We start from the raw sequence: 20,993 nt of genomic DNA on the forward strand, positions 1-20,993 counted from the left end.
TTCGTGTTATGATATTGAAAGCAAGTAATATTTATAAAGCTTACGGTGAATTACCCATTCTAAAAGGCGTTAGCCTAGAAGTAGAGAAAGGTGAGATCGTTTCAATCGTGGGAGCTTCGGGCGCAGGAAAGAGTACGTTGCTGCACATCATCGGGACATTGGACAAGGCCGATAAAGGTGAACTTTATATCAATGGCGCTGCAATACATGCTCTTTCCGCTAATGCACTGAGCAGTTTTCGGAATGAACATATCGGTTTTGTATTTCAATTCCATCATTTGCTGCCGGAGTTTACGGCGTTAGAGAACGTTTGTATTCCTGCCTATATCAAAGGTCAAACCCATGGACAAGTTGAAAAGAAAGCAATGGAATTATTAGATTTGTTAGGTGTAGCTGGACGTGCGAAACATAAACCTTCTCAGATGTCTGGAGGCGAGCAACAGCGTGTCTCGGTAGCCAGGGCGTTGATTAACAATCCGTCTATTATACTCGCAGATGAGCCCTCAGGTAATCTGGATTCTGAAAACGCGTCGTCATTACACAATCTGTTTTTTCATCTGCGGGATACAATGCGTCAAACATTTATTATTGTGACACATAACGAAGAGCTTGCCGGTATATCAGACCGTACCATTCATATGCGGGATGGATTTATTTATTAAATTATGCAAAAATTATTAATTACGTTCGGAACCCGACCGTTAGCCATCCGGCTGTCGAAGTTAATGCAGCGCAAATATGAAGTGATTCTTTCCACTTCAGAAGAAGTTCCTTCGGTATTACAAGACAAATATCTCCATATTCCCACAGGAACAAATCCTACCTTTTCGCACGAAGTGCTCAAGCTGGCTTTGGATCATAACGTGCCCTTCATTCTTCCCCTAGGAGTGGCAGAAGTACAGTCTATAAGTGAATCTATACAGCTTTTTGAAGAATACGGGATACGGGTTATTTGCCCTTCTAAAAATGAGCTTTTGGAAATGGAGGTATTATTCGATCCTATTAAAGAATTGGCGTTAAGTGTGGTGTTAGACCATATAGATTTAATCTCAGGTCAATCTGTTGCTTATGCAGTTAACGGATTAGGCGTAGTTTCAGATTCGGGAGAAGAGTTTGTTTTAGCGGTTTTGAAATAATATGCATATCGAACGTATTCCTTTAGATAAGGAAATTTATTTATTTGAAGTAGACAACGTCCTATTTGCGAAGTCTGATTACGATTTACAGGTCTACTACCTGTTTGCAAACTTTATGGAGTTTACAACAGGGGCGATACCTGCCAGGGATCTTGTTGGTTTTATGAAAAAAGTTTATGAAAACCAAGGACCGAAATTCGTTTTTGACAGACTGAAAGAGATGTTTGGAGTGGAAGAGAAATATAAAGAAAATTTGCTGCGCTTGCATGTTAATGCGCAGTTACCACTCAAATTAATATTATTCAAAGAAGTGGAAGAATTAATTGTTCGACTTTTTACACAAAATAAGCAGGTCGCTATTTTAACAAAGGGTAATCCGGTCGAACAATTAAATAAAATGAAACACATTGACTGGGGAGAAGCAAATCAGTTTAAAAATTTGCTTAAAGTTTATTTTGTGGATGAACTAAAGTTTAGAAATTTCGAACCAATTGATTATCTTGCTGAAGATTATGGCGTGAAGCCCCAAGATTTATATTGGATTCAGGCTGATTAGACTTAAAAGGTATTATGAAGAAATTTTTTGCATTACTGTTTATACTTGGTTCTTTCGGATCTATGCTTTCTTGTAAAAAGGATAGTCCCGCTAGTCCGGATGAGGGAGTTGTCGAAACAGGTATCGATAAAGGCAAAACATATCTGTCTGATGAAAGTGAGAATAAATTACGCGATTCGGTATGGTATTTTTATAAAGTATTATCCTTATGGGAAGAATACATTCCTCCACGCGATATAAATAGGATTGATGAAGATGGCTATTTACGTGAAAATTTCACCCAATATTTTGAGCGAAGCGAAAACGTGTTGGATTATTTAATGGGGTTAACAAAAATCGATCCTTCAGGAGCTCCTATAGACCGTTACAGCTTTATCGATAGACAGGGTGTGATTAGCGGAGAATTAGAGGGAGGTGTAGCTACGGATTTTGGGATGTATGTTTTTTATTTGCAAACCGTTTCTTCGGGCGACAATGCGGATCTATATGTGCGTATGGTAGATGTCGAATCTCCAGCTTATAAGGCAGGCATAAGACGTGGTGATCGTATAGCTCGTGTCAATGGCAATTCGGATATCGATTATGAAGCACAAAGAGCCCAAAATTTCGCTTTTATAAATAATGCATTGTCTTCCTCTTCGATGAGCTTAAACCTAGTAAAAGCGGACGGTTCAACCGATATCGTCTCTATAAATAGCATTGAATATTCCTTCAACCCTGTTGTAAGCGAGAAAGTAATTATTCAAGATGGAAAAAAAATTGGATATTTAGCTTTTAGCTCCTTTATAAGTCTTTTTGTAGAAAACACGAATATTCCTTCGAAAATGAATACAATTTTTCAAGATATCTTTCAAGAATTTGAAACGGAGGGGATTGAGGAACTCGTTGTCGATTTGAGGTATAACGGCGGAGGTATCGTAAATACTGCTGAATATTTAGCCAACAAAATTGTACCTACGAGTGGAAACGGAGAACTGATGTCGACGCACAAAATCAATAGGTATCTCCTTGCCGATCCAGAGATAAAACGAGAGTTTGAAGATGTGTATTTTTCGAAAACGAACGCATTAAATTTAAAGCGCGTATATTTTTTGGTTACTTCTTCCACGGCATCTGCAAGCGAGTTGCTGATCAATAGCCTAGAGCCTTATATGGATGTGCACGTTGTCGGTACCTACGCTTGGGATGAAAACGGAAGTAGGATTTCGGAAAATACCTACGGAAAGCCGGTTGGTTTTTTTGAATTAGAACTTTTAAATAAATCTCTATCATTGTATGCGGCTTCGTTCCAAACCTTTAATGCAGACAACCAAGGCGATTATTTCAATGGATTGATTCCGGATGTCCACGTATCGGAGTTCGATAATTTTTATGATTTTGGCGATGAGCGCGAGTCAATGTTATCAATGGCGTTAAGACATATTAATACCGGGACATATACCTCGCTTGAAAGATCGGCTACAACTTCTATTCGCAATAGGCGGATTCGAAAGGGAATCTTGAATATGGGTGATAGAAGTAAAGTGCATGGCATGTTCAAATTCCGGAATAAAGACCTAAAAATAAAATAGTATTTTTGAGATAGAAACTTAAAGTAAACTTTGATGACAAAGCCAAACAAGCCAGCGACGATAAAGGAAATAGCGAGAAAGCTTAAAATTTCACCTTCCACAGTCTCTCGTGCACTCAATGATCATCCAAGTATTGGGCTTGTGACCACCATGCGTGTCAAAAAAATGGCGGTAGAGTTAAATTATGAACCCAATCAGACAGCAATATTTTTTAAACAACGTAAGACATTTACGATTGGCGTAATTTTGCCGTCATTGTCCGAACCGTTCTTCTCACTAGCTATTAGCGCGATAGAGACTGTCGCTGAAGAACATAAGTATACGGTACTGCTCGGGCAATCGTTGGATAATGAAGAGCGGGAACTTCAAATTATTAATACATTTAAGAAACATCGTGTCGACGGAATTTTGATGTCCATGGGTAAGAATACGACAGACTTAAGTTTTATTGAGATACTTAAGTCTTCCGATATTCCGATTGTATTTTTTGATTGTGTGCCCGAGTTGGATAATGTAGATAAAGTCTATAGTGATCTGTCTTCTGGTATGGAAGAAGCAATTGAAGCATTTATATCTAGAGGACATCAGCGTATCGCACTGATTAATGGCCCCGATACCTTGCTTGCTTCTGGCGAGCGAACAGCAGCATTTAAGAGTGCGCTTAAAAAATTTGATGTCGTGATTGATGAAAAATATATTGTGCATACCGATTTGACGGAAAGAGGTAATGAAGAGGCGATGGAGGAGCTGTGCTCCTTGTCCGAACGACCTTCTGCAGTGGTGTCTTTTAATGATTTCGTGACACTAGATGTCATGAAATATGCACGTCACAGGGGTATTGTCTTAAGTCAGGATATGCATTTTATTAGCTACGCAAATTATCCGTTGTGGAAATATATCGAAAATCCACCAATAGGAAGTATTGAGCAGTATCCGGATAAGCAAGGTGGAAAAGCTGCGGAAATTCTTTTTGATATCTTGACCTCGAAAGAAGAATTTGAGCCTAAAGACATCGTTTTTCCTTCTAAATTGATCTTAAAATAAAAGGCGCGGTTTTTATAGTAACCGCGCCTTTTGTTATTTTGTAGCCAAAGACAAGGAGCTTCTTATAAGTGGATTACTTCACCGTATGCGTCTGCAGCAGCTTCCATGATTGCCTCGCTCATCGTAGGGTGGGGGTGCACCGATTTAATAATCTCATGCCCCGTTGTTTCCAATTTACGGGCTACAACTACCTCAGCGATCATCTCGGTTACATTGGCCCCGATCAAGTGAGCGCCTAGGAATTCGCCGTATTTCGCATCAAAAATAACCTTTACGAAACCATCTTTTGCACCAGCGGCCGAAGCTTTTCCTGAAGCAGAGAATGGGAATTTACCTACTTTGATTTCGTATCCAGCTTCACGGGCAGCTTTCTCCGTATAACCTACGGATGCAATTTCAGGTGAGCAATATGTACAGCCTGGTATATTATTATAATTGATAGCTTCTACATGAAGGCCTTTGATCTTTTCTACGCAGGTAATGGCTTCAGCGGATGCAACATGAGCTAGGGCCTGACCTTTTACAATATCTCCGATCGCGTATACGCCGTCAATGTTTGTTTTGTAGAAATCGTCAACTACAACGCGTCCCTTATCAACTTTTACGCCGACTTCTTCAAGTCCCAAATTCTCAATATTTGGAGAAATACCAACAGCAGATAAGACCACCTCAGCTTCGATTACTTCGTTTCCTTTTGCTGTTTTAATATTAACTTTAGAAAGATTTCCTTTTGTATCAACAGATTGAACTTCTGATTTCGTTAAAATTTCAATGCCTGCTTTTTTAAGGGATTTTTCGAGTTGTTTTGAAACCTCTTCATCTTCAACAGGGACAATACGATCCATAAATTCTACAATGGTAACCTTGGTTCCTATTGTATTATAAAAATAGGCAAATTCAACACCAATTGCCCCGGATCCCACTACAACCATTGATTTGGGCTGTGTCGGTAAGTTCATTGCTTGACGGTATCCAATGATTTTTTTTCCATCTTGAGGAAGGTTAGGTAATTCCCTAGAGCGAGCGCCGGTAGCAAGAATAGTATGTTTTGCAGTATACTCTTTCGTCGAACCATCAGCCCCTTTTACCTCTATTTTACCACCTTTTTTGATTTTGGCAGTACCCATGATCACATCGATCTTATTCTTTTTCATCAAGAATTGAATACCTTTGCTCATCCCGTCTGCAACACCTCGGCTCCGTTTTACGATAGCGCCAAAGTCAGCCTCTCCACCTTGTACTTTGATGCCATATTCTTCAGCGTGATTTAAATATTCAAATACTTGAGCACTTTTTAATAATGCTTTAGTTGGAATACATCCCCAATTTAAACAGATACCTCCTAAAGCTTCGCGCTCCACAACAGCAGTCTTAAAACCTAATTGAGCAGATCGGATAGCAGCTACATAACCTCCAGGACCACTTCCGATGACGATGATGTCGTAGTTCATATAATTTAATGATTTTGTGTCTTTTACAATTAAACTCAAAAATACATTTTTTTTTTGGTAGCACGTAATTTGAGCGTGTGATTTTGACGTTATCATACCTAGATAAATTATTTTGAACACCTTATTTTTACAGAAAAATAAATACCCGCGTGGGTTTGTCACTAGGTAGTCAATAATGGTAAATAATCTGTGTAATATGAATAATAAAGCTATTTTTGTTACCGAAAACACCTTATTTGTATGTTAAGAATATTTCAACAAATCGCACTTTGGGAGGCCATTTCTACTGTTATATTGTTTTTTGTGGCGATGCCTTTAAAGTATTTTGCGGATGTACCCGAAGCGGTTCGAATTGCGGGATCCATTCATGGATTTTTAGTCGTTATTTTTGTTATCTTGCTAGTGGCATGTTGGCAAACGTATAACTGGAAATTCTCAAAAGTACTGACCTATTTCGTTTTATCTCTAATCCCTATTGTCTCATTTTGGGTTGAAAAAGACGTTAAAAAAGAAATCGCTTCTATAAAGAGAAGCAATATCCGTTAGTCATGTTTTAGTTTAGGCGTGTCTATACTCATATAGGCATAGGTAATTTCGGTTTTGCCATGTGGCACAGGGAGGCCATTTTCATCGAGGTTGACGAAGACCAATTTGTCTATTGAAAGAATCGTTTTCCGCGTAATCTTATTTCGTACCTCACAGGCCAAGGTTATGGAGGTCGTGCCGAAATGAGTTGCTATAATACCTAGTTCGATAATATCCCCTTGTCTGGCTGAGCTGACGAAATTTATTTCGGAGATGTATTTGGTAACAACATGGGGATTACTTAATTGTACGATGGCATAGATAACGGCTTCTTCGTCGATCCACCTCAACAATGTTCCCCCAAACAAGGTGCCGTTTGGATTGAGGTCTTCTGGTTTTACCCATTTTCGTGTATGAAAATTCATCTGGTGGTTTCGTTTTTTTGAGATAATAGATAAGGAACAAAGATTAAGGCTCAAAGACTATCCTTGCTCCTTAATCCTCGCTCTGAACCTTTTTTTAAGCATGAATTGCTCGGTTAGCAGTAGCGGCTAATGCTGCTTCTTTTAATGCTTCTGTATAGGTAGGGTGTGCATGGCAGATACGGCCGATATCTTCTGCAGATGCACGGTATTCCATGGCGACCACGGCTTCAGCAATGATGTCCGCTGCTCTTGGGCCTATGATATGTACTCCAAGAACCTCATCCGTTTCTATATCCGCCAAGACCTTAACAAATCCATCCGTGTCTCCAGATGCTTTTGCCCGGCCGGAGGCTTTGAAAGAAAATGAACCAGCCTTATATTTTTTACCGGCTTCTTTGAGTTGTTCTTCCGTTTTACCGACTGAAGCTACTTCGGGCCAAGTGTAAACTACCCCAGGAATTAAGTTATAATCGATATGTGGTTTTTGACCAGCAATACGCTCGGCTACATAAATTCCTTCATCTTCTGCTTTATGCGCCAACATAGCGCCCTTTACCACGTCCCCAATCGCGTAAACGCCCGCTACAGCGGTTTCCAAATGATCGTTTACTGGGATTTTATTGCTTCTCTCTTCAGCAGTAATGCCTATATTTTCTAATCCCAGATCTTTGGTATAGGCGATACGGCCGACTGAAACAATACAATAATCACCTTCAAAAGACACGCTTGCTCCTTTGGTATCTTCTGCCGTTACCGTGACATTTTTACCTTTTACCGAGGCACCTGTTACTTTGTGGCCTAAAAAGAATTCCATGCCTAATGACTTTTTCAATACGCGTTGTAGTTCTTTTCCTAGTCCACCATCCATGGTGCTGATAATTGATTTGGCATATTCTATAACAGAAACTTTTGCACCCAAACGCGCATACACGGAACCTAACTCTAGGCCGATTACTCCTCCACCGATTACGATAAGATGTTTAGGGACTTCATTCAGATTTAACGCTTCTGTAGATGTAATGATACGCTTTTTGTCAATAGGCAGAAATGGTAATGCTGTAGGTTTTGAGCCTGTCGCAACAATTACATTTTTTCCTTTTATTTCTTCTGTTGTGCCGTCACTTTTAGTGATTTTGATCGTATTTTTGTCTACAAAAGAGCCAACACCTTCAAAAGAATCAATTTTATTCTTTTTAAAGAGAAAAGTGATGCCAGCTGTATTTTGCGCGATAACATCATTTTTACGAGCGATCATCTTTTTGATATCAATTTTCAAATTGCTCAGATTAATCCCATGATCTGCGAAATTGTGAGCGGCATTATGATAATGTTCCGACGTGTCTAATAACGCTTTTGATGGGATACAACCCACATTAAGACATGTGCCGCCGAATGTGCTGTATTTTTCGATAACTGCTGTTTTAAGGCCTAATTGGGCGCATCGGATGGCAGCTACGTAACCACCTGGACCACTACCAATTACTATAACATCGTATTGCATGCGTGCGAATTTTATTTTTTGTTGCTAAGTTACTTATAATAGAAGGCACAAACTAGCACCTTTTTTATCAAAATCGTTCCAAAAAGCTTATTCAGCAACGATTTTACCTTTCATAACACCGTAATGGCCAGGGAAACTACAGATGAAATCGTAAACACCTTTTTCAACAGTGAATGTAATTTTATCTTCTTCACCTGGACCTAATAATTTAGTATGTGCCACAATGGAAGAAAGGGAAGATTTAGGAATGTATTCTGACTCCGCAGCACCTGTAGCTTCTGCGCCGAAGGTAGGTAAATCTACACCAGGTTTTAGCACAACAAAGTTATGTCCCATAGATTCTTTCGGCATGGTGCCTACATTTTTTAGTGTAATTTCTACAGGTTCACCTGCTTTTACACGAATTAACTCCGTGTCGAACTTCATTTGATCATTGCCTTCTACCGTCCATGTATTAGACAAATTGACATTTTCAATACCAGGTATTGTTTCAGCTACAGCATCTGTAGACTCTTCTGTTGCTGCATTATCAGTGGTAGATTTTGTGTCATTACCTCCACATGAGGATAGTGAAATCGCGAATAAAACTGCCGGAATGATAAAGAATTTTTTCATATATATATTGTTTGTTTTCAAGTGGTGATGAAGCTATTCTGATGCTATATATTCCCGTAAAGGGTTTTTTGAAATCAGAATGGTTTCATACGTCTTTGTTAAATCAGCGACTAATTTACTAATAATTTTGTTGAACTGCTGTCTTTGCTCGCCTAAAATGTAATATTATTTTCATTTTTCAATGCGCAGGTTTTTGTAATCTTATTGTACAGATCTATGGGGTGGAAGGGCTTACTAATCACGTCATCCGCGCCTACTTCGAAAGCAGCTTGTTGTTCATGTTCAAGCACCGAAGCCGAAATAGTTATAATCGGGACATTCCGCTTATCCCGATTAGGGTGCCTACGGATTTCTTTGATCGCCTCGAATCCAGACATGATCGGCATGTGCGTATCCATTAAGATCAAATCGTAGGTGTTAATTTCGAATTCCTCTAATGCCAACATGCCATTTTTCACTACCTTTACATGACAACTCCATGTTTGAAGCATATGAGAAAGCATAAAGCTATTGAGCTCGTTGTCTTCAGCTACTAGTACATTGAGCTTATTTAATTCGGGGAATTGAGTATATTGTAGTCGAACTTTTTCTTGCGTACTTTTTTCTGCTTTTTGAATAGTTGACACAAACGAGAACTCAGAGCCGTTACCGTAGGTGCTTTTCGCACTAACCTTTCCTCCCAGTAACTCGGAAAGTCTTTTTACAATAGCTAAGCCCAAGCCGGTGCCCCCAAATTTTTTGGTTATGCCATCGTCGCCTTGTTCAAAAGCTTGAAATATTTTTTCAACGGCGTCGGGCTTAATACCAATGCCGGTATCTCTTACCACAAAGCTAATGGAATATTGATCTCCAATATTCTCCACGTTTGTAACTATTAATGATATTTTTCCTTTTTCGGTGAACTTTAAGCTGTTGGAGATGAAATTGCTGATGATCTGTTGAAGCCGTAAGGCATCGAACCTAACATATTGTGGCAGTGCCTCATCTAGAATGACTTCAAAATCCAAATTTTTGTTAGTTGCCTTAAGTTTGAAATTTTTGTCGAACTCCAAAATCATGGCTTTCAAATCAAAATCTTCAAACTCGATTTTCATCATGCCCGAATCTATTTTTGAAATGTCTAAGATGTCATTGATGATCAAAAGCAAAGAATTAGAAGCGTTCTCTAAACGATTTATCCAGTCGATTTGCTCGGGATTCAAATTTGCATTTTTGAGCATATGAACAATACCCATAATTCCATTTATGGGGGTACGGATTTCATGACTCATATTGGCTAAAAAAATCTCTTTCGACCGGCGGGCCTGTTCTGCTTCTTTATTGGCTTGAATTAAGGCTTTTTTGGATTGTTCCAGTTCCATGTTCTTTTGGATGATTTCTTCTTGAATATGGATCTGTTTTATAAAGGAAGTCACCTTTGCAATAGTGATCTCTGGATTAAGGGGTTTATATAGGTAATCAACTGCTCCACTCTCTAGGCCCCGTATTAGATACTTATCTTCTTTAGATATTGCTGTTACCATGATCGCCGTGATGTGGCTAGTTCTTGAATTGGACTTCAATAGTGAAACAAATTCGAATCCGTTGATTTCAGGCATTTGCACATCGACTAGGGCAATAGATATGTCCTTCATCCAACAGATTTTTAATGCTTCATTGGGATCTGTAGAGCTGATAATGTTGATGTCTCCAATATCTGAAAGTAAAGCCGAAAGACTGATGATGTTTTCCTCTTTATCATCAAGAATGAGAAGATTGATGGTACTCATAGAAGTTTACTTTATGGAACAAAAGTAGTTAATTATTTCTTTGTTTTTGAGCACATTCGCTTTTGATGACGTAGTGATAGCGCTGTTGGGCATAGTATTTATAAGTGCATCATTAGGATCTTGTATTATCGAAGTTCCGCCGAAAAATTCTACTCTTTTAATACCATATGCTCCGTCGTTGTTTGCACCAGAGAGTAAGAGGGCCGTACATCTGGTTGTATACACCTCCGCCGCACTCTCGAAAAGGACGTCGATGGAAGGTCGTGAAAAGTTGACCGGATCGGAGATGTCCAAAGAAAACGTATGGTCGGGCTCAACGAGTAGATGATAACCCGGAGATGCAAAATAAATATTATTACCTTCAATTGTTACCTTGTCTTCGGCAGAAAGAATGGGCCTTTTGAGCTTCAACGTAAGGCTTTTCTCCATTTGAGTTGGATATTTTGCATTCCGGTGAATGATTACAATTATTGCTGATGAAATTTTGGCGGGGATACTTTCCAACATGTTTACAATCACACCGTATGAGCCCGCAGAGCCTCCTATCAAAATTATATCCTCAGCTTGTGCCATTATTTTATTTTTTGATAAATGTTTAAGCTTTTGTTGATGACTTTAAAATTCGCATTCATTTCCTGCCTATAAAGCGATTCTTTAGTGCCTAGGCACAAAAATCCGAATAAGCTTAACGATTCATAGAATACATTAAGCACGCGCTGTTGTAATTCTTTGTCAAAATAAATAAGCACGTTGCGACAGCAGATCAGTTGAAATTCATTAAATACATTATCGGATACTAAATTGTGATTAGAAAATAAAATACTATTCCGATATTCATTGTTGATGATTACGGCATCATACATTGCAGTATAGTGATCGGAGAATTTACTGTTCATTCCTACTCGGTTATAGTTCTCTGTGTACGATTTTATTTTTTCCACGGTGTAAACACCTTTTTTAGCAGTATTAATGGCTTGTTGGCTGATGTCGGTTCCGTAGATAAAGGAGCGGTTTAATAATTTTTCTTCTTGTAATAGTATGGATAATGAATAAGCTTCCTCTCCGGTAGCACATCCAGCACTCCAAACACGTAGTTGTGGATAAGTTTGTAAGTAGGGGAAAACAGCGTTTCTTAACTCTTGATAGAATGGTGGGTCACGAAACATCTCGGTTACATTAACCGTAATCTCCTGAATAAAATACCCAAAAAAACCATTCACATTTAGAATTGCATTTTTTAGGTCGATAAGATCCATGCTTTCCATGGCCATAAGACGTTGCACTCGTCTTTTTAAGGATGATTTAGAATAACCCGATAGATCATAGTCTGCTACTTTCTTAAGCAAATAGACAACATCATCCAACTCTTCAAATGTAATATGGACCGGCTCTTTTAACTTAACCATACTTGCATTAATGATGTTAATTTGTCAATATCAATGGGTTTGCTGATGTAGTCGTTGGCTCCGATCTGTAGTGACATTTCCCTGTCGCCTTTCATTGCCTTTGCCGTTACAGCAAGGATAGGAAGTTTTTTGAATTTCAACTCCTCGCGAATAATTCGAATGGCTTCATGTCCGTCCATCTCCGGCATCATAATGTCCATCAATACGATGTCTATCTCGTTACCGAGTTTTTCCATTAATTTTATCGCTTCTTTGCCATTATTAGCCACCTCGATTTCCATGTTAAGACTTAGTAAAGTTGTCGTTAGCGCAAATACATTTCGCATGTCGTCATCTGCAATCAAAACGCGCTTTCCCGCCAAATTATTCGTTTGGATAGTGGGATCTATTTTATGGATATTCTTGACCGGTTGATAGTGTTCATTATTTATTTTGTTCAAGAATAAATTCACTTCGTCTATGAGTCTATCACTCGATTTAGCCGATTTTAATACAGTAGCTTTTGCATAAGATAATATCTTTTCGGACTGATCTTTCGGTAACTCAAATGCCGTATTGATAATAATTGGAATATTTTCAAGTGATCGGGAATCTTTTATACGTTCCAATAGCTCTATACCCGTGCCGTCCGGAAGTTGCATATCAAGAATAATGCAGTCTATGTTTGGTTCCTGATTCAGTTTTTCCCAAGCGGAGCTAAGGGAAAATGCCTGAATCACATTTATCTTATGCTCTGCGAAAGAGTTTTTTATAAAATCACTTTGTAATTCTTGGTCTTCAATCAATAAGATCTTTTTTACCGATTGGCTTAAATTTAAGTTAATATTATCAAATGTCTTTTTGATAGCCTCTTCATTTACGGGCTTATGCATGAACCCTATTGCGCCTTTTTCCAGAAAATCTTTTTTGTTAAATGAAGCCGCTGACATCATGTGAATTGGGATGTGTTTGGTGTTTTCATTTTCTTTCAATACGCGAAGTACTTCCCAACCATCCGAAATAGGAAGCATCACGTCCAAGATAATTGCATCGGGTATGATCTCTTGTGCCAATTTAATCCCCATAGATCCATCGTGTGCCAGGGTAACTTTGAAATTGTAGTTCTCAGCGAAGGCTTTAAGTATGTCTGCGAAGTTAACATCGTCCTCAATTATCAGTATACTTCTGTGTTGATTTACTATAAAACCACCGCCCGTCTCTTTAACATCAATTTGCTCGGAAGATTTCTTAACAACCGGTGAAGCCGATGTTTGCGGTGTCTTATTTGGAATGATGAGGGTAAAGGTACTCCCTTTTTCTAGATCACTTTCTAACGTTATTTTCCCTCCTAGAATGGAGGCAATCTCTTTGCTAATGGAAAGTCCTAGTCCGGTCCCGCCATATTTTCTGCTCGTGGAGCCGTCTTCTTGTTTAAATGCCTCGAAAATTAACTCTTGTTTTTCCTGGGAAATACCTTTTCCGGTGTCTGATACTTTAAAATGCAAGTTATTGTCTAAATAAGATATCTTGAAATCGACCTTTCCATTTTTATCCGTGAACTTAAATGCATTTGATAAGAAGTTTTTCAACACTTGCTCTAACCTGTATTCATCACATAAAAATTTATCGGGTACATTACTGGATGATGATACACTGAAGATAATTTGTTTATCATTCGCTAATTCTTTGAACAGTTCCCCGATATTGTCTTTAAATTCATTTGTATTGATCGTCTCAATATGCAGCTCTATATTACCCGACTCTATTTTGGCGAGATCTAACAGCTCATTAATAAGTTGTAATAAATCGCTTCCTGCGCTATGAATGACATTGGCATATTTTACTTGATCTCCGGTCAAATTTTTACCCTTATTATCGTGCAGAAGTTTGGCTAAGATCAAAATACTATTTAGCGGTGTACGAAGCTCGTGACTCATATTCGCCATGAATTCTGATTTATATTTGCTTGCAAGTTCTACTTCCGCTATTTTTTGTTCAACCGTTATTTGAGCGGTGTTCAGGTCTTTGTTTCGTGTCTCAAGTTCGGAGGCCTTCTCATTGAGTTCTTGGTTGGTTTGCGTCAATTCCTCTTGCTGTACACGCAATTCTTCTTCTGATGACTCTAATAAATTCGTCTTATATACTAATTCTTCGTTCGTAATACGAAGCTCTTCTTGCTGTGCTTCTAGTTCTTCAGTTTGCCGTTGAGTCTCCTCTAATAATTGCTCTACGAGATGATGACTTTGTCCGAATTTTATCCGTGTAGCGATATTTCTCGATGCCCTGATCAGAAACTCAACATATTTGGGCGATTGATTTTCTTCGATGTTTAAGACGATTTCCAAAAGACCAAGACTATGCCCTTCGTGAGCTAGCGGACAAATAAAGACTGTCGCAGGAATCTCGCGTGCAATACTGCTTTTGATATTCAAATGGTCAATATCTTTGATCGATAGTATTTTGATCTCGTTATTCTCTACTACTTTGCCCAATAAACCTTCGCCGGTAATGAAACTCGACGGGCACAGGTTTTTGTCTACCCCTACACTGTTACTTAAACGAAACTCGTTCGAACCGATCTTTCGGATGTATATTGTAGCTCCATAAAATGGAGTTACTCCGTCTAAGATATTCAAGGCTATCTTACTTATTTCATCTTCATCATCGATACCACTAATCTCCTCAATAATCTTATTGTTGGTTTCCAATACCCAGTTCGTATTTTCTATTTTTTCACTCGCAACTATAAATTGATTATTCATTTCTTTGAGCTCCTTACGGGATGTCCGTAAGTATTCGAGCAATTGAAATACTTTAAAAAATGTATAGAGAATAACCACCAGCGATATGCAGATCAACGCAAGGACTATTTTTTTTGAATCGTCAAACCGCTCTTTGTTTTTTGCTAAACCTTCTTCTCTTTGTTCAATAATAAATTGGGTGTACGTATTAAGCGCACTCTTTGTTTCTTCTTGTTCATCGACTAGGTACGACGCAATTTCATTCCGATTTTTATGTTTTAGTTGTTGCTCAAAATAGGCTAAATCGGTAATTCGTTCTACTAATTCTCTTAGGTTCTTTTGTACGGGACCATTGGAATGAAAATAGCTGTTGTGTGTTTCTAATTTGATAAGGCTATTTAAAGCCTCGTTTTTGTCTTCTTTTATCCGTTGGGCATCGGGTTGTAGATTATTGGTGGCGTAATGCGCTTTATACTGAATAATATGATATAAATTGGATTCAATAGCTGTAGATGTAGCAAAACGTTCTTCAGCTAAATTTATGATCAATTCGTTTTCGTCCGTAAAACTATTTAGCTTATTAAAAAAATACAAAGCCGAGAATATAATTACGAGATAAGCTAGTACAATACTTATTAAAAGCTGTAATTGTATTATATTTCTTCGAGCCATAATTTATTCCATCATTTTATAATAATATAAATACTTTATCCACAAAATTTGTTTGCCATATCTTTTGTACCTATTGTATAGCGGATACGCATCTAAACTTGATGTGATTTGATAAATTGTGAGGAGTATATATTATTTTTAACGTAAATATGTTAGATAATTTTTATACAAATATAATCAATATACTCTTCTGAAGAACGTTGTAAAGGTAATTCTTTTGAAGAATTGAACCTAAAGGTGTTAAAAACTCGTCTAATTTTAATACCTTTAGGGAGAAAGTGAACCATATAACAAATACTACGGAAAAATGAATTCAGAAATAACATTAATATTGACCATTGTAGGGGGACTAATCGCCTTCTTTCTTTTGTTTTATCTTTTGCCTGTAAACCTGTGGTTTACAGCTCAACTTTCGAATGTGCGCATCAGCCTTTTGAATTTGGTTTTGATGCGTCTACGTAAAGTTTCTCCAGCGTTGGTAACGAATGCAATGATTACTTCGACAAAAGCAGGATTGCGTATCACTACGAACGAGATAGAAACACATTATTTGGCAGGTGGAAATGTAAATAAAGTTATTAGAGCATTGATTTCAGCGGATAAAGCAAATATTCCATTAAGCTTCAAGTTGGCAACTGCTATTGATTTAGCAGGACGGGATGTGTTTGATGCAGTACAGCTTTCTGTAAATCCTCAGGTAATAAACACACCTCCGGTAGCAGCTGTTGCTAAGGATGGCATTCAATTGATAGCGAAGGCGAGGGTAACCGTGCGTGCGAATATTAACCAACTGGTCGGAGGAGCTGGTGAGGAAACTATTTTGGCTCGTGTTGGTGAAGGTATTGTTACGACGATCGGGTCCGCAGACAGCCACAAACAGGTTTTGGAGAATCCGGATAGAATTTCAAAAACCGTACTTGCGAAAGGACTGGATTCAGGTACAGCTTTTGAAATATTATCGATTGATATTGCCGATATTGATATCGGTGTAAATGTTGGCGCGCAACTACAGACTGATCAGGCTGAAGCTGATTTAAAGGTTGCAAACGCTAGAGCAGAAGAAAGAAGGGCTATGGCAGTTGCCAATGAGCAAGAAATGCGTGCGAAAGCGCAGGAAGCAAAAGCAAAAGTAATCGAGGCCGAAGCTCAAGTTCCATTGGCTATGGCCGAAGCGTTTAGAAGCGGTAATCTGGGTATAATGGATTATTACAAGATGCAGAATATTCAAGCCGATACGGATATGCGCTCTTCAATTTCCAATCCTAAAGGAAACGATAAAAGTAAATAAGATCAAATAGATTTTTAAAAAAAAGCCAATTGGATACGTTCAATTGGCTTTTTTTGCAAAAAACAAAACCTTGGCGTTGGGCGCCAAGGTTTGCTACTAACCAATTATAAACCTAAATTATGAAAAGACATTTTTAAAACAATTACACTGCTCCGAATTGTTAAGACAAATTTACGGCAAGATTTTTCATCTATCAAGTATTCTGATAAAGAAAGTTGTTATCACAACTACTTTGTGACAATTACATGATTTGTGTTATTTTTTGGGATAAAAAAATGACTCGAATGAATAAAAGTTGTTTTTGAAATGGGTAATAAAAAACTGTATTTTTGGAATCAGATATGATATTAAAACGCTTAGAATATGTGAAAGCCATCTTTTTGGATGTGGATGGTGTGCTTACAGACGGATCGATCTTCGTTAATGAAGTCGGAGAGCAGCTACGGACTTTCAACGTAAAAGATGGCTATGCGATTCAATTGGCAATTAAGAAAGGAATTAAGATCTGCGTCATAACCGGAGGGAAATCGGAGGGGGTATTAAGAAGATTTGAAGGTCTGGGTGTAGAAGAGATACATATGGGGATTACAGATAAACTTGCTATACTGGAAGCTATCTTAGAAAGATATCAGATTAATAAGGAAGAGGTTCTCTTTATCGGTGATGATATGCCAGATTTGGCGTGTATGCAATATGTGGGAATCGCTGCCGCCCCCCAAGATGCCGTTGAGGAAATCAAGGCGATAAGTCATTATATATCTTCTAAGGAAGGCGGGAGAGGTGTTGTTCGTGATGTCGTGGAGAAGGTACTGAAATTACAAAACAAGTGGGGCGCGGATTTTTCTGTAAAAAGTGTTTGATATATGATACTTGATAAACTAAAAGATGTGCAGGTAGTTTTGGGTTCTCAATCACCACGACGCCGTGAATTGTTAGCTGCTTTGGGGATTTCGTTTGAAGTTATTGTGAGAGAGGTTGATGAACGTTTTGATTCCGATATTGAGGTTCAACATGCAGCGCTGGAAATAGCACGTAAAAAGAGCGCGGCTTTTTTAGAGGAGCATTTTTTCGAAGCGTTGGTTATTACCGCTGATACCATCGTGATCGATGCGGAAGGTAATCCGATTGGTAAACCTAACGATCAAGATGATGCTATTCGCATATTGCGTCGGCTATCCGGGAAACCACACGTTGTACATACAGCAGTAGTTATTCGGTATAGAGCGAAACAGCATCATTTCACCGAAGAAACAAAAGTATGGTTTGCGGCGTTGAGCGATGATGAAATAGCGTATTATGTTAATTTATACCAACCTTATGACAAAGCTGGTGCGTACGGTATCCAGGAGTGGATAGGCCGTGCAGCTGTGACGAAAATAGAAGGTTCTTACGAAAATGTGGTAGGACTACCTACCGCTCGTCTGTTTCAGGAACTGAAAGAAATATTAAAATAAAAAATGGAGCGTTAGCTCCATTTTTTTATTTTATGTGATACCGTATTCCGGCGTAGAACATTTTTCCCGTCAATGGACCCCAAAGTAAGTTGGTGTCAAAGTAGGAACCAAAAGGATCTTCAAAAGCTATTATTGGATTTTTTTGATAGTAATTTGACAGATTTTCTCCTCCTACATATACATCAAAGTTTTTGGCTTTGCCTAGCGTTTTGCTGATCTGTGCGTTCATCGTAACATAGGCTTCCGAATAGCGCGATAATTGATATTCTTCTGGATTAGCTGCCGTAGATGGTAACCTTTTTTCTCCCACCACATTTAACGTATAATCAAAGCTCCATCCGCTATGTGTATTGTATGCTAGGTTCATAAAACCTCGGTGTTTAGCCGTCAATGGCTTTTGTAATCGTCCGGCTTCATAATCTGTTTGTACATCAAGTAGTCTATAAGCAAGCCTAGCTTCCAAATGTTGTGCTGGCATAAACCTGAATTCTGTTTGTAGGCTGTTTGAAAAAGATTTTCCGTCCAGATTATAGAAAGAGATTGCCCTTGGATTTTCATAGTCGATGATGACTTGATTTTGAAAATTATTGTGAAACAATTCGACGGACATTCCAGATTCTCTTCCAAACAACTGAAAATCCTGGTCAAAAGTAAGGCCCGTATTCCAGGATACCTCCGGTTTTAGATTGTATGCAAACTGTCCGTTATCTAGGGCTGAATAGTTAATCGCGCGACTTGACGCGAGGATACTCATGTTTTCCGCAAATATATTGGCGGTACGTTGGCCTCTCCCCGAACTCACGCGTATCGTCGTACCTGTAACTGGAGAATACCGTAGTACCGCACGAGGCGTTGTGAACCACCCATATATATTGTTGTAGTCTTGTCGAATGCCTAATACGGCATCAAATTTTTCGGATGGGCTGAATGTATATTCTGCAAATGCCCCAGAAACGACTTCTTTCCTGTCAAAATTGTAGCTGTTTACATCTTCAGTGTAATCGTCGTATGTTAAGGATGTACCCACCTTATATTTATGATTAACGGTGCCGATTACATCTTGATAAATTAAGTTGGCATATCCGCTATTTTGCTCACTTAAGTACGTGTTTAATCCAAAATAACTATCCTGTTTATAGTTGGAAGCGGATAATTGTAACCCTATGCTACGCAGCCTATTCTGCGGAAATACATAGCCTATTTTTGCGAATCCTTCGATTCGCTGGTTGTCAAATCCCAATCCGTAGCGGTTGGTGGTTAATTTGTCTGTTGCTTTATTAAAATCGATTTCACCACCTGTCCTGTCATCCTTTAAGAATTTAACCCCAAATTGAGCGATTAGGCCTTTTCCATCTTCATAATGCCATCTATTTATGCCGGAAAAGAGGTTTCCTACAGGGGCATCACGAAACCCATTGTCACTGAAATTCATATTTTTATTGTACATGAAGTTGTCGTGGAGCAATAATCCGACAGACCAGTCTTCATTTATTTTGTGCGAAAGATTCAAGTTGACATCCGTACGTCCCATGTTATTTGCATAGGCATTGAAAAATAGCTTCTCTGATGTATGTGGTTTTTTAAGTTCGACATTGATTTGCCCGGCCATGTTTTCGAATCCATTTACCACCGAACCGATTCCTTTACTTATTTCGATGGATTCAATCCAGGAGCCAGCGATACTGTTTAATCCTAAAGGCGTCGCAAAACCGCGTGGGCCAGGAAGGTTTTCTACGGTTAGCTGCGTGTAGATGCCACTTAATCCCAACATTTGAATTTGTTTGCTGCCTGTCACGGCGTCATTGCTCACTACATCTACCGAAACATTTGTCTCAAAGCTTTCACTTAGATCACAACAGGCCGCTTTAAATAGTTCTCTTGTGGTCAGTACTTCTACACGATTCGGTTCCATTGATTTGACGTAAGCAGATTTTCGACGACGAGATACCACTACTTCCGATAGCACATTGTCTTGGGCATGGATAACCAAAACTTCGTGCAAATCTTTTACTTCAACCGTGTCTGGTTCCATCCCCGCGAAAGAAAAAACCAAATTTTTTAATCCTTCTTCGTGTTTGATTTTGAAGACCCCGTTTTCATTGGTAATCGTGTTGGTACTGTTGTTTTCCAACCATTTGATATTCACGCCTATGATCGGACTCAGATCTCCTTTTGCGTTTTCTTTGACAACGACACCCGTGATTTCATGTTCATGATCGTGATGATCATCATGATCCTTTTTCTGAGATTTAGTTTCCTGATCATGTTGATGAATGTCATGTGAAGCGCCATGACTATGCCCTCGTTCTTCCGCGCCCAACCTATTATAATGACAACATTCATGAAGTTTTTTGTAAACGTCATCGGGCGCTGTATATAGCGGAGTGTCATGCCCAACGGTTGCTATGGCCTGCTGTATGTGATTTAATTTTGTTTGTTGGGAATTGTATTTTACGGTCAATTCACCCGTTTGTATATTCCATACCGCGCTTTCAACACCCTTGATATTTGCGGCTTTTTCGATTCGATTTTTACACATTCCGCAGTTTCCAGCCACTTCAAAACGGGCTGTGCTGTCTGATTGTGCAAAGCTTTTATGTCCTACTGATAGGATGAGTACTAATAAAGATAATTTTAATATAAAATTCATTGTAATTCATTTTAAGTATAAAAATTCCATTACATCTAGTTTAACTAAATGATTAAATAAAGAAATCGAAATACTAAATCCTGAAATTACGATGGAGAAGGTAGGTTGGTGGCGAAGAATTGGAAAATGCTACTGTTTCTTCGGGCGTGTGTTTGCTATTAAAAACAAAATCAATAAAAAGACTAGGTTGTACCCAATATAATGTAATTA

18 protein-coding genes are annotated in these 20,993 nt (G+C 38.6%); 9 read left to right on the forward strand and 9 right to left on the reverse strand.

From position 1 onward, the window contains the following. The first annotated feature begins 8 nt into the window (after positions 1 to 8). From C4F40_RS02520 to C4F40_RS02540, 5 genes are all read left to right on the forward strand, one after another. Positions 9 to 662, forward strand: coding sequence for an ABC transporter ATP-binding protein (locus tag C4F40_RS02520; RefSeq protein WP_196937815.1), 654 nt, complete (start codon positions 9 to 11; stop codon positions 660 to 662). Positions 663 to 665: 3 nt separating this feature from the next. Then, positions 666 to 1,136 carry a hypothetical protein gene (locus tag C4F40_RS02525; protein WP_196937816.1) on the forward strand — a complete coding sequence of 157 codons (471 nt, stop codon included), beginning with the start codon at positions 666 to 668 and terminating at the stop codon, positions 1,134 to 1,136. Positions 1,137 to 1,251: 115 nt separating this feature from the next. Then, positions 1,252 to 1,692 carry an HAD family hydrolase gene (locus tag C4F40_RS02530; protein WP_231389895.1) on the forward strand — a complete coding sequence of 147 codons (441 nt, stop codon included), beginning with the start codon at positions 1,252 to 1,254 and terminating at the stop codon, positions 1,690 to 1,692. A 14-nt stretch (positions 1,693 to 1,706) separates the two neighbouring features. Beyond that, a complete protein-coding gene (locus tag C4F40_RS02535) occupies positions 1,707 to 3,263 on the forward strand; it encodes a S41 family peptidase (RefSeq protein ID WP_196937818.1) in 1,557 nt (518 codons plus the stop codon). Positions 3,264 to 3,296: 33 nt separating this feature from the next. After that, on the forward strand, positions 3,297 to 4,307 hold the full coding sequence (locus tag C4F40_RS02540) for a LacI family DNA-binding transcriptional regulator (protein WP_196937819.1): 1,011 nt from the start codon (positions 3,297 to 3,299) through the stop codon (positions 4,305 to 4,307). Between the two features lie 62 nt (positions 4,308 to 4,369). Here C4F40_RS02540 and lpdA (C4F40_RS02545) read toward each other — a convergent pair whose 3' ends face one another. Then, a complete protein-coding gene (lpdA, locus tag C4F40_RS02545) occupies positions 4,370 to 5,758 on the reverse strand; it encodes a dihydrolipoyl dehydrogenase (RefSeq protein WP_196939242.1) in 1,389 nt (462 codons plus the stop codon). 240 nt (positions 5,759 to 5,998) lie between these two features. On the opposite strand from lpdA (C4F40_RS02545), the gene C4F40_RS02550 reads away from it, so the two are divergent. Next, positions 5,999 to 6,304, forward strand: coding sequence for a DUF3817 domain-containing protein (locus tag C4F40_RS02550; RefSeq protein WP_196937820.1), 306 nt, complete (start codon positions 5,999 to 6,001; stop codon positions 6,302 to 6,304). Here C4F40_RS02550 and C4F40_RS02555 read toward each other — a convergent pair. The 7 genes from C4F40_RS02555 to C4F40_RS02585 all read right to left on the reverse strand — a co-directional run bounded on the left by C4F40_RS02555 (position 6,301) and on the right by C4F40_RS02585 (position 15,391). Further along, complete coding sequence (locus C4F40_RS02555) at positions 6,301 to 6,708, reverse strand: acyl-CoA thioesterase (protein ID WP_196937821.1); 408 nt, start codon at positions 6,706 to 6,708, stop codon at positions 6,301 to 6,303. The genes C4F40_RS02550 and C4F40_RS02555 overlap by 4 nt on opposite strands. 94 nt (positions 6,709 to 6,802) lie before the next feature. Next, the gene (gene lpdA, locus C4F40_RS02560; protein WP_196937822.1) at positions 6,803 to 8,209 is read right to left on the reverse strand and encodes a dihydrolipoyl dehydrogenase; all 1,407 of its coding nucleotides are present in this window, start codon (positions 8,207 to 8,209) and stop codon (positions 6,803 to 6,805) included. An 87-nt stretch (positions 8,210 to 8,296) separates the two neighbouring features. Next, on the reverse strand, positions 8,297 to 8,824 hold the full coding sequence (locus tag C4F40_RS02565; protein WP_196937823.1) for a plastocyanin/azurin family copper-binding protein: 528 nt from the start codon (positions 8,822 to 8,824) through the stop codon (positions 8,297 to 8,299). A 152-nt stretch (positions 8,825 to 8,976) separates the two neighbouring features. After that, positions 8,977 to 10,593: a response regulator gene (locus tag C4F40_RS02570; protein ID WP_196937824.1), complete on the reverse strand. Its 1,617-nt coding sequence runs from the start codon at positions 10,591 to 10,593 to the stop codon at positions 8,977 to 8,979. Positions 10,594 to 10,599: 6 nt separating this feature from the next. Beyond that, entirely contained in the window at positions 10,600 to 11,166 is a 567-nt protein-coding gene (locus C4F40_RS02575; protein WP_196937825.1) for a chemotaxis protein CheB, read from the reverse strand. Continuing rightward, on the reverse strand, positions 11,166 to 11,999 hold the full coding sequence (locus C4F40_RS02580) for a CheR family methyltransferase (protein ID WP_196937826.1): 834 nt from the start codon (positions 11,997 to 11,999) through the stop codon (positions 11,166 to 11,168). The genes C4F40_RS02575 and C4F40_RS02580 overlap by 1 nt, the downstream gene beginning before the upstream one ends. After that, positions 11,987 to 15,391, reverse strand: coding sequence for a response regulator (locus C4F40_RS02585; protein ID WP_196937827.1), 3,405 nt, complete (start codon positions 15,389 to 15,391; stop codon positions 11,987 to 11,989). Before C4F40_RS02585 ends, C4F40_RS02580 begins: the two co-directional genes overlap by 13 nt. Before the next feature lie 307 nt (positions 15,392 to 15,698). Between C4F40_RS02585 and floA the strand changes: the two genes are divergently transcribed. The 3 genes from floA (at position 15,699) to C4F40_RS02600 (ending at position 18,133) form a co-directional block, all read left to right on the forward strand. After that, a complete protein-coding gene (gene floA, locus C4F40_RS02590) occupies positions 15,699 to 16,679 on the forward strand; it encodes a flotillin-like protein FloA (protein ID WP_196937828.1) in 981 nt (326 codons plus the stop codon). A 329-nt stretch (positions 16,680 to 17,008) separates the two neighbouring features. Beyond that, the gene (locus C4F40_RS02595) at positions 17,009 to 17,539 is read left to right on the forward strand and encodes a KdsC family phosphatase (RefSeq protein ID WP_313784904.1); all 531 of its coding nucleotides are present in this window, start codon (positions 17,009 to 17,011) and stop codon (positions 17,537 to 17,539) included. Between the two features lie 3 nt (positions 17,540 to 17,542). Continuing rightward, positions 17,543 to 18,133, forward strand: coding sequence for a Maf family protein (locus C4F40_RS02600; RefSeq protein ID WP_231389897.1), 591 nt, complete (start codon positions 17,543 to 17,545; stop codon positions 18,131 to 18,133). 25 nt (positions 18,134 to 18,158) lie between these two features. Here the strand turns inward: C4F40_RS02600 and C4F40_RS02605 are convergent, their stop codons facing one another. Beyond that, a complete protein-coding gene (locus tag C4F40_RS02605) occupies positions 18,159 to 20,783 on the reverse strand; it encodes a carboxypeptidase-like regulatory domain-containing protein (RefSeq protein WP_196937829.1) in 2,625 nt (874 codons plus the stop codon). Between the last annotated feature and the right edge of the window lie 210 nt (positions 20,784 to 20,993).

Source organism: Sphingobacterium pedocola (assembly GCF_015209965.1).
Taxonomy (GTDB): domain Bacteria; phylum Bacteroidota; class Bacteroidia; order Sphingobacteriales; family Sphingobacteriaceae; genus Sphingobacterium; species Sphingobacterium pedocola.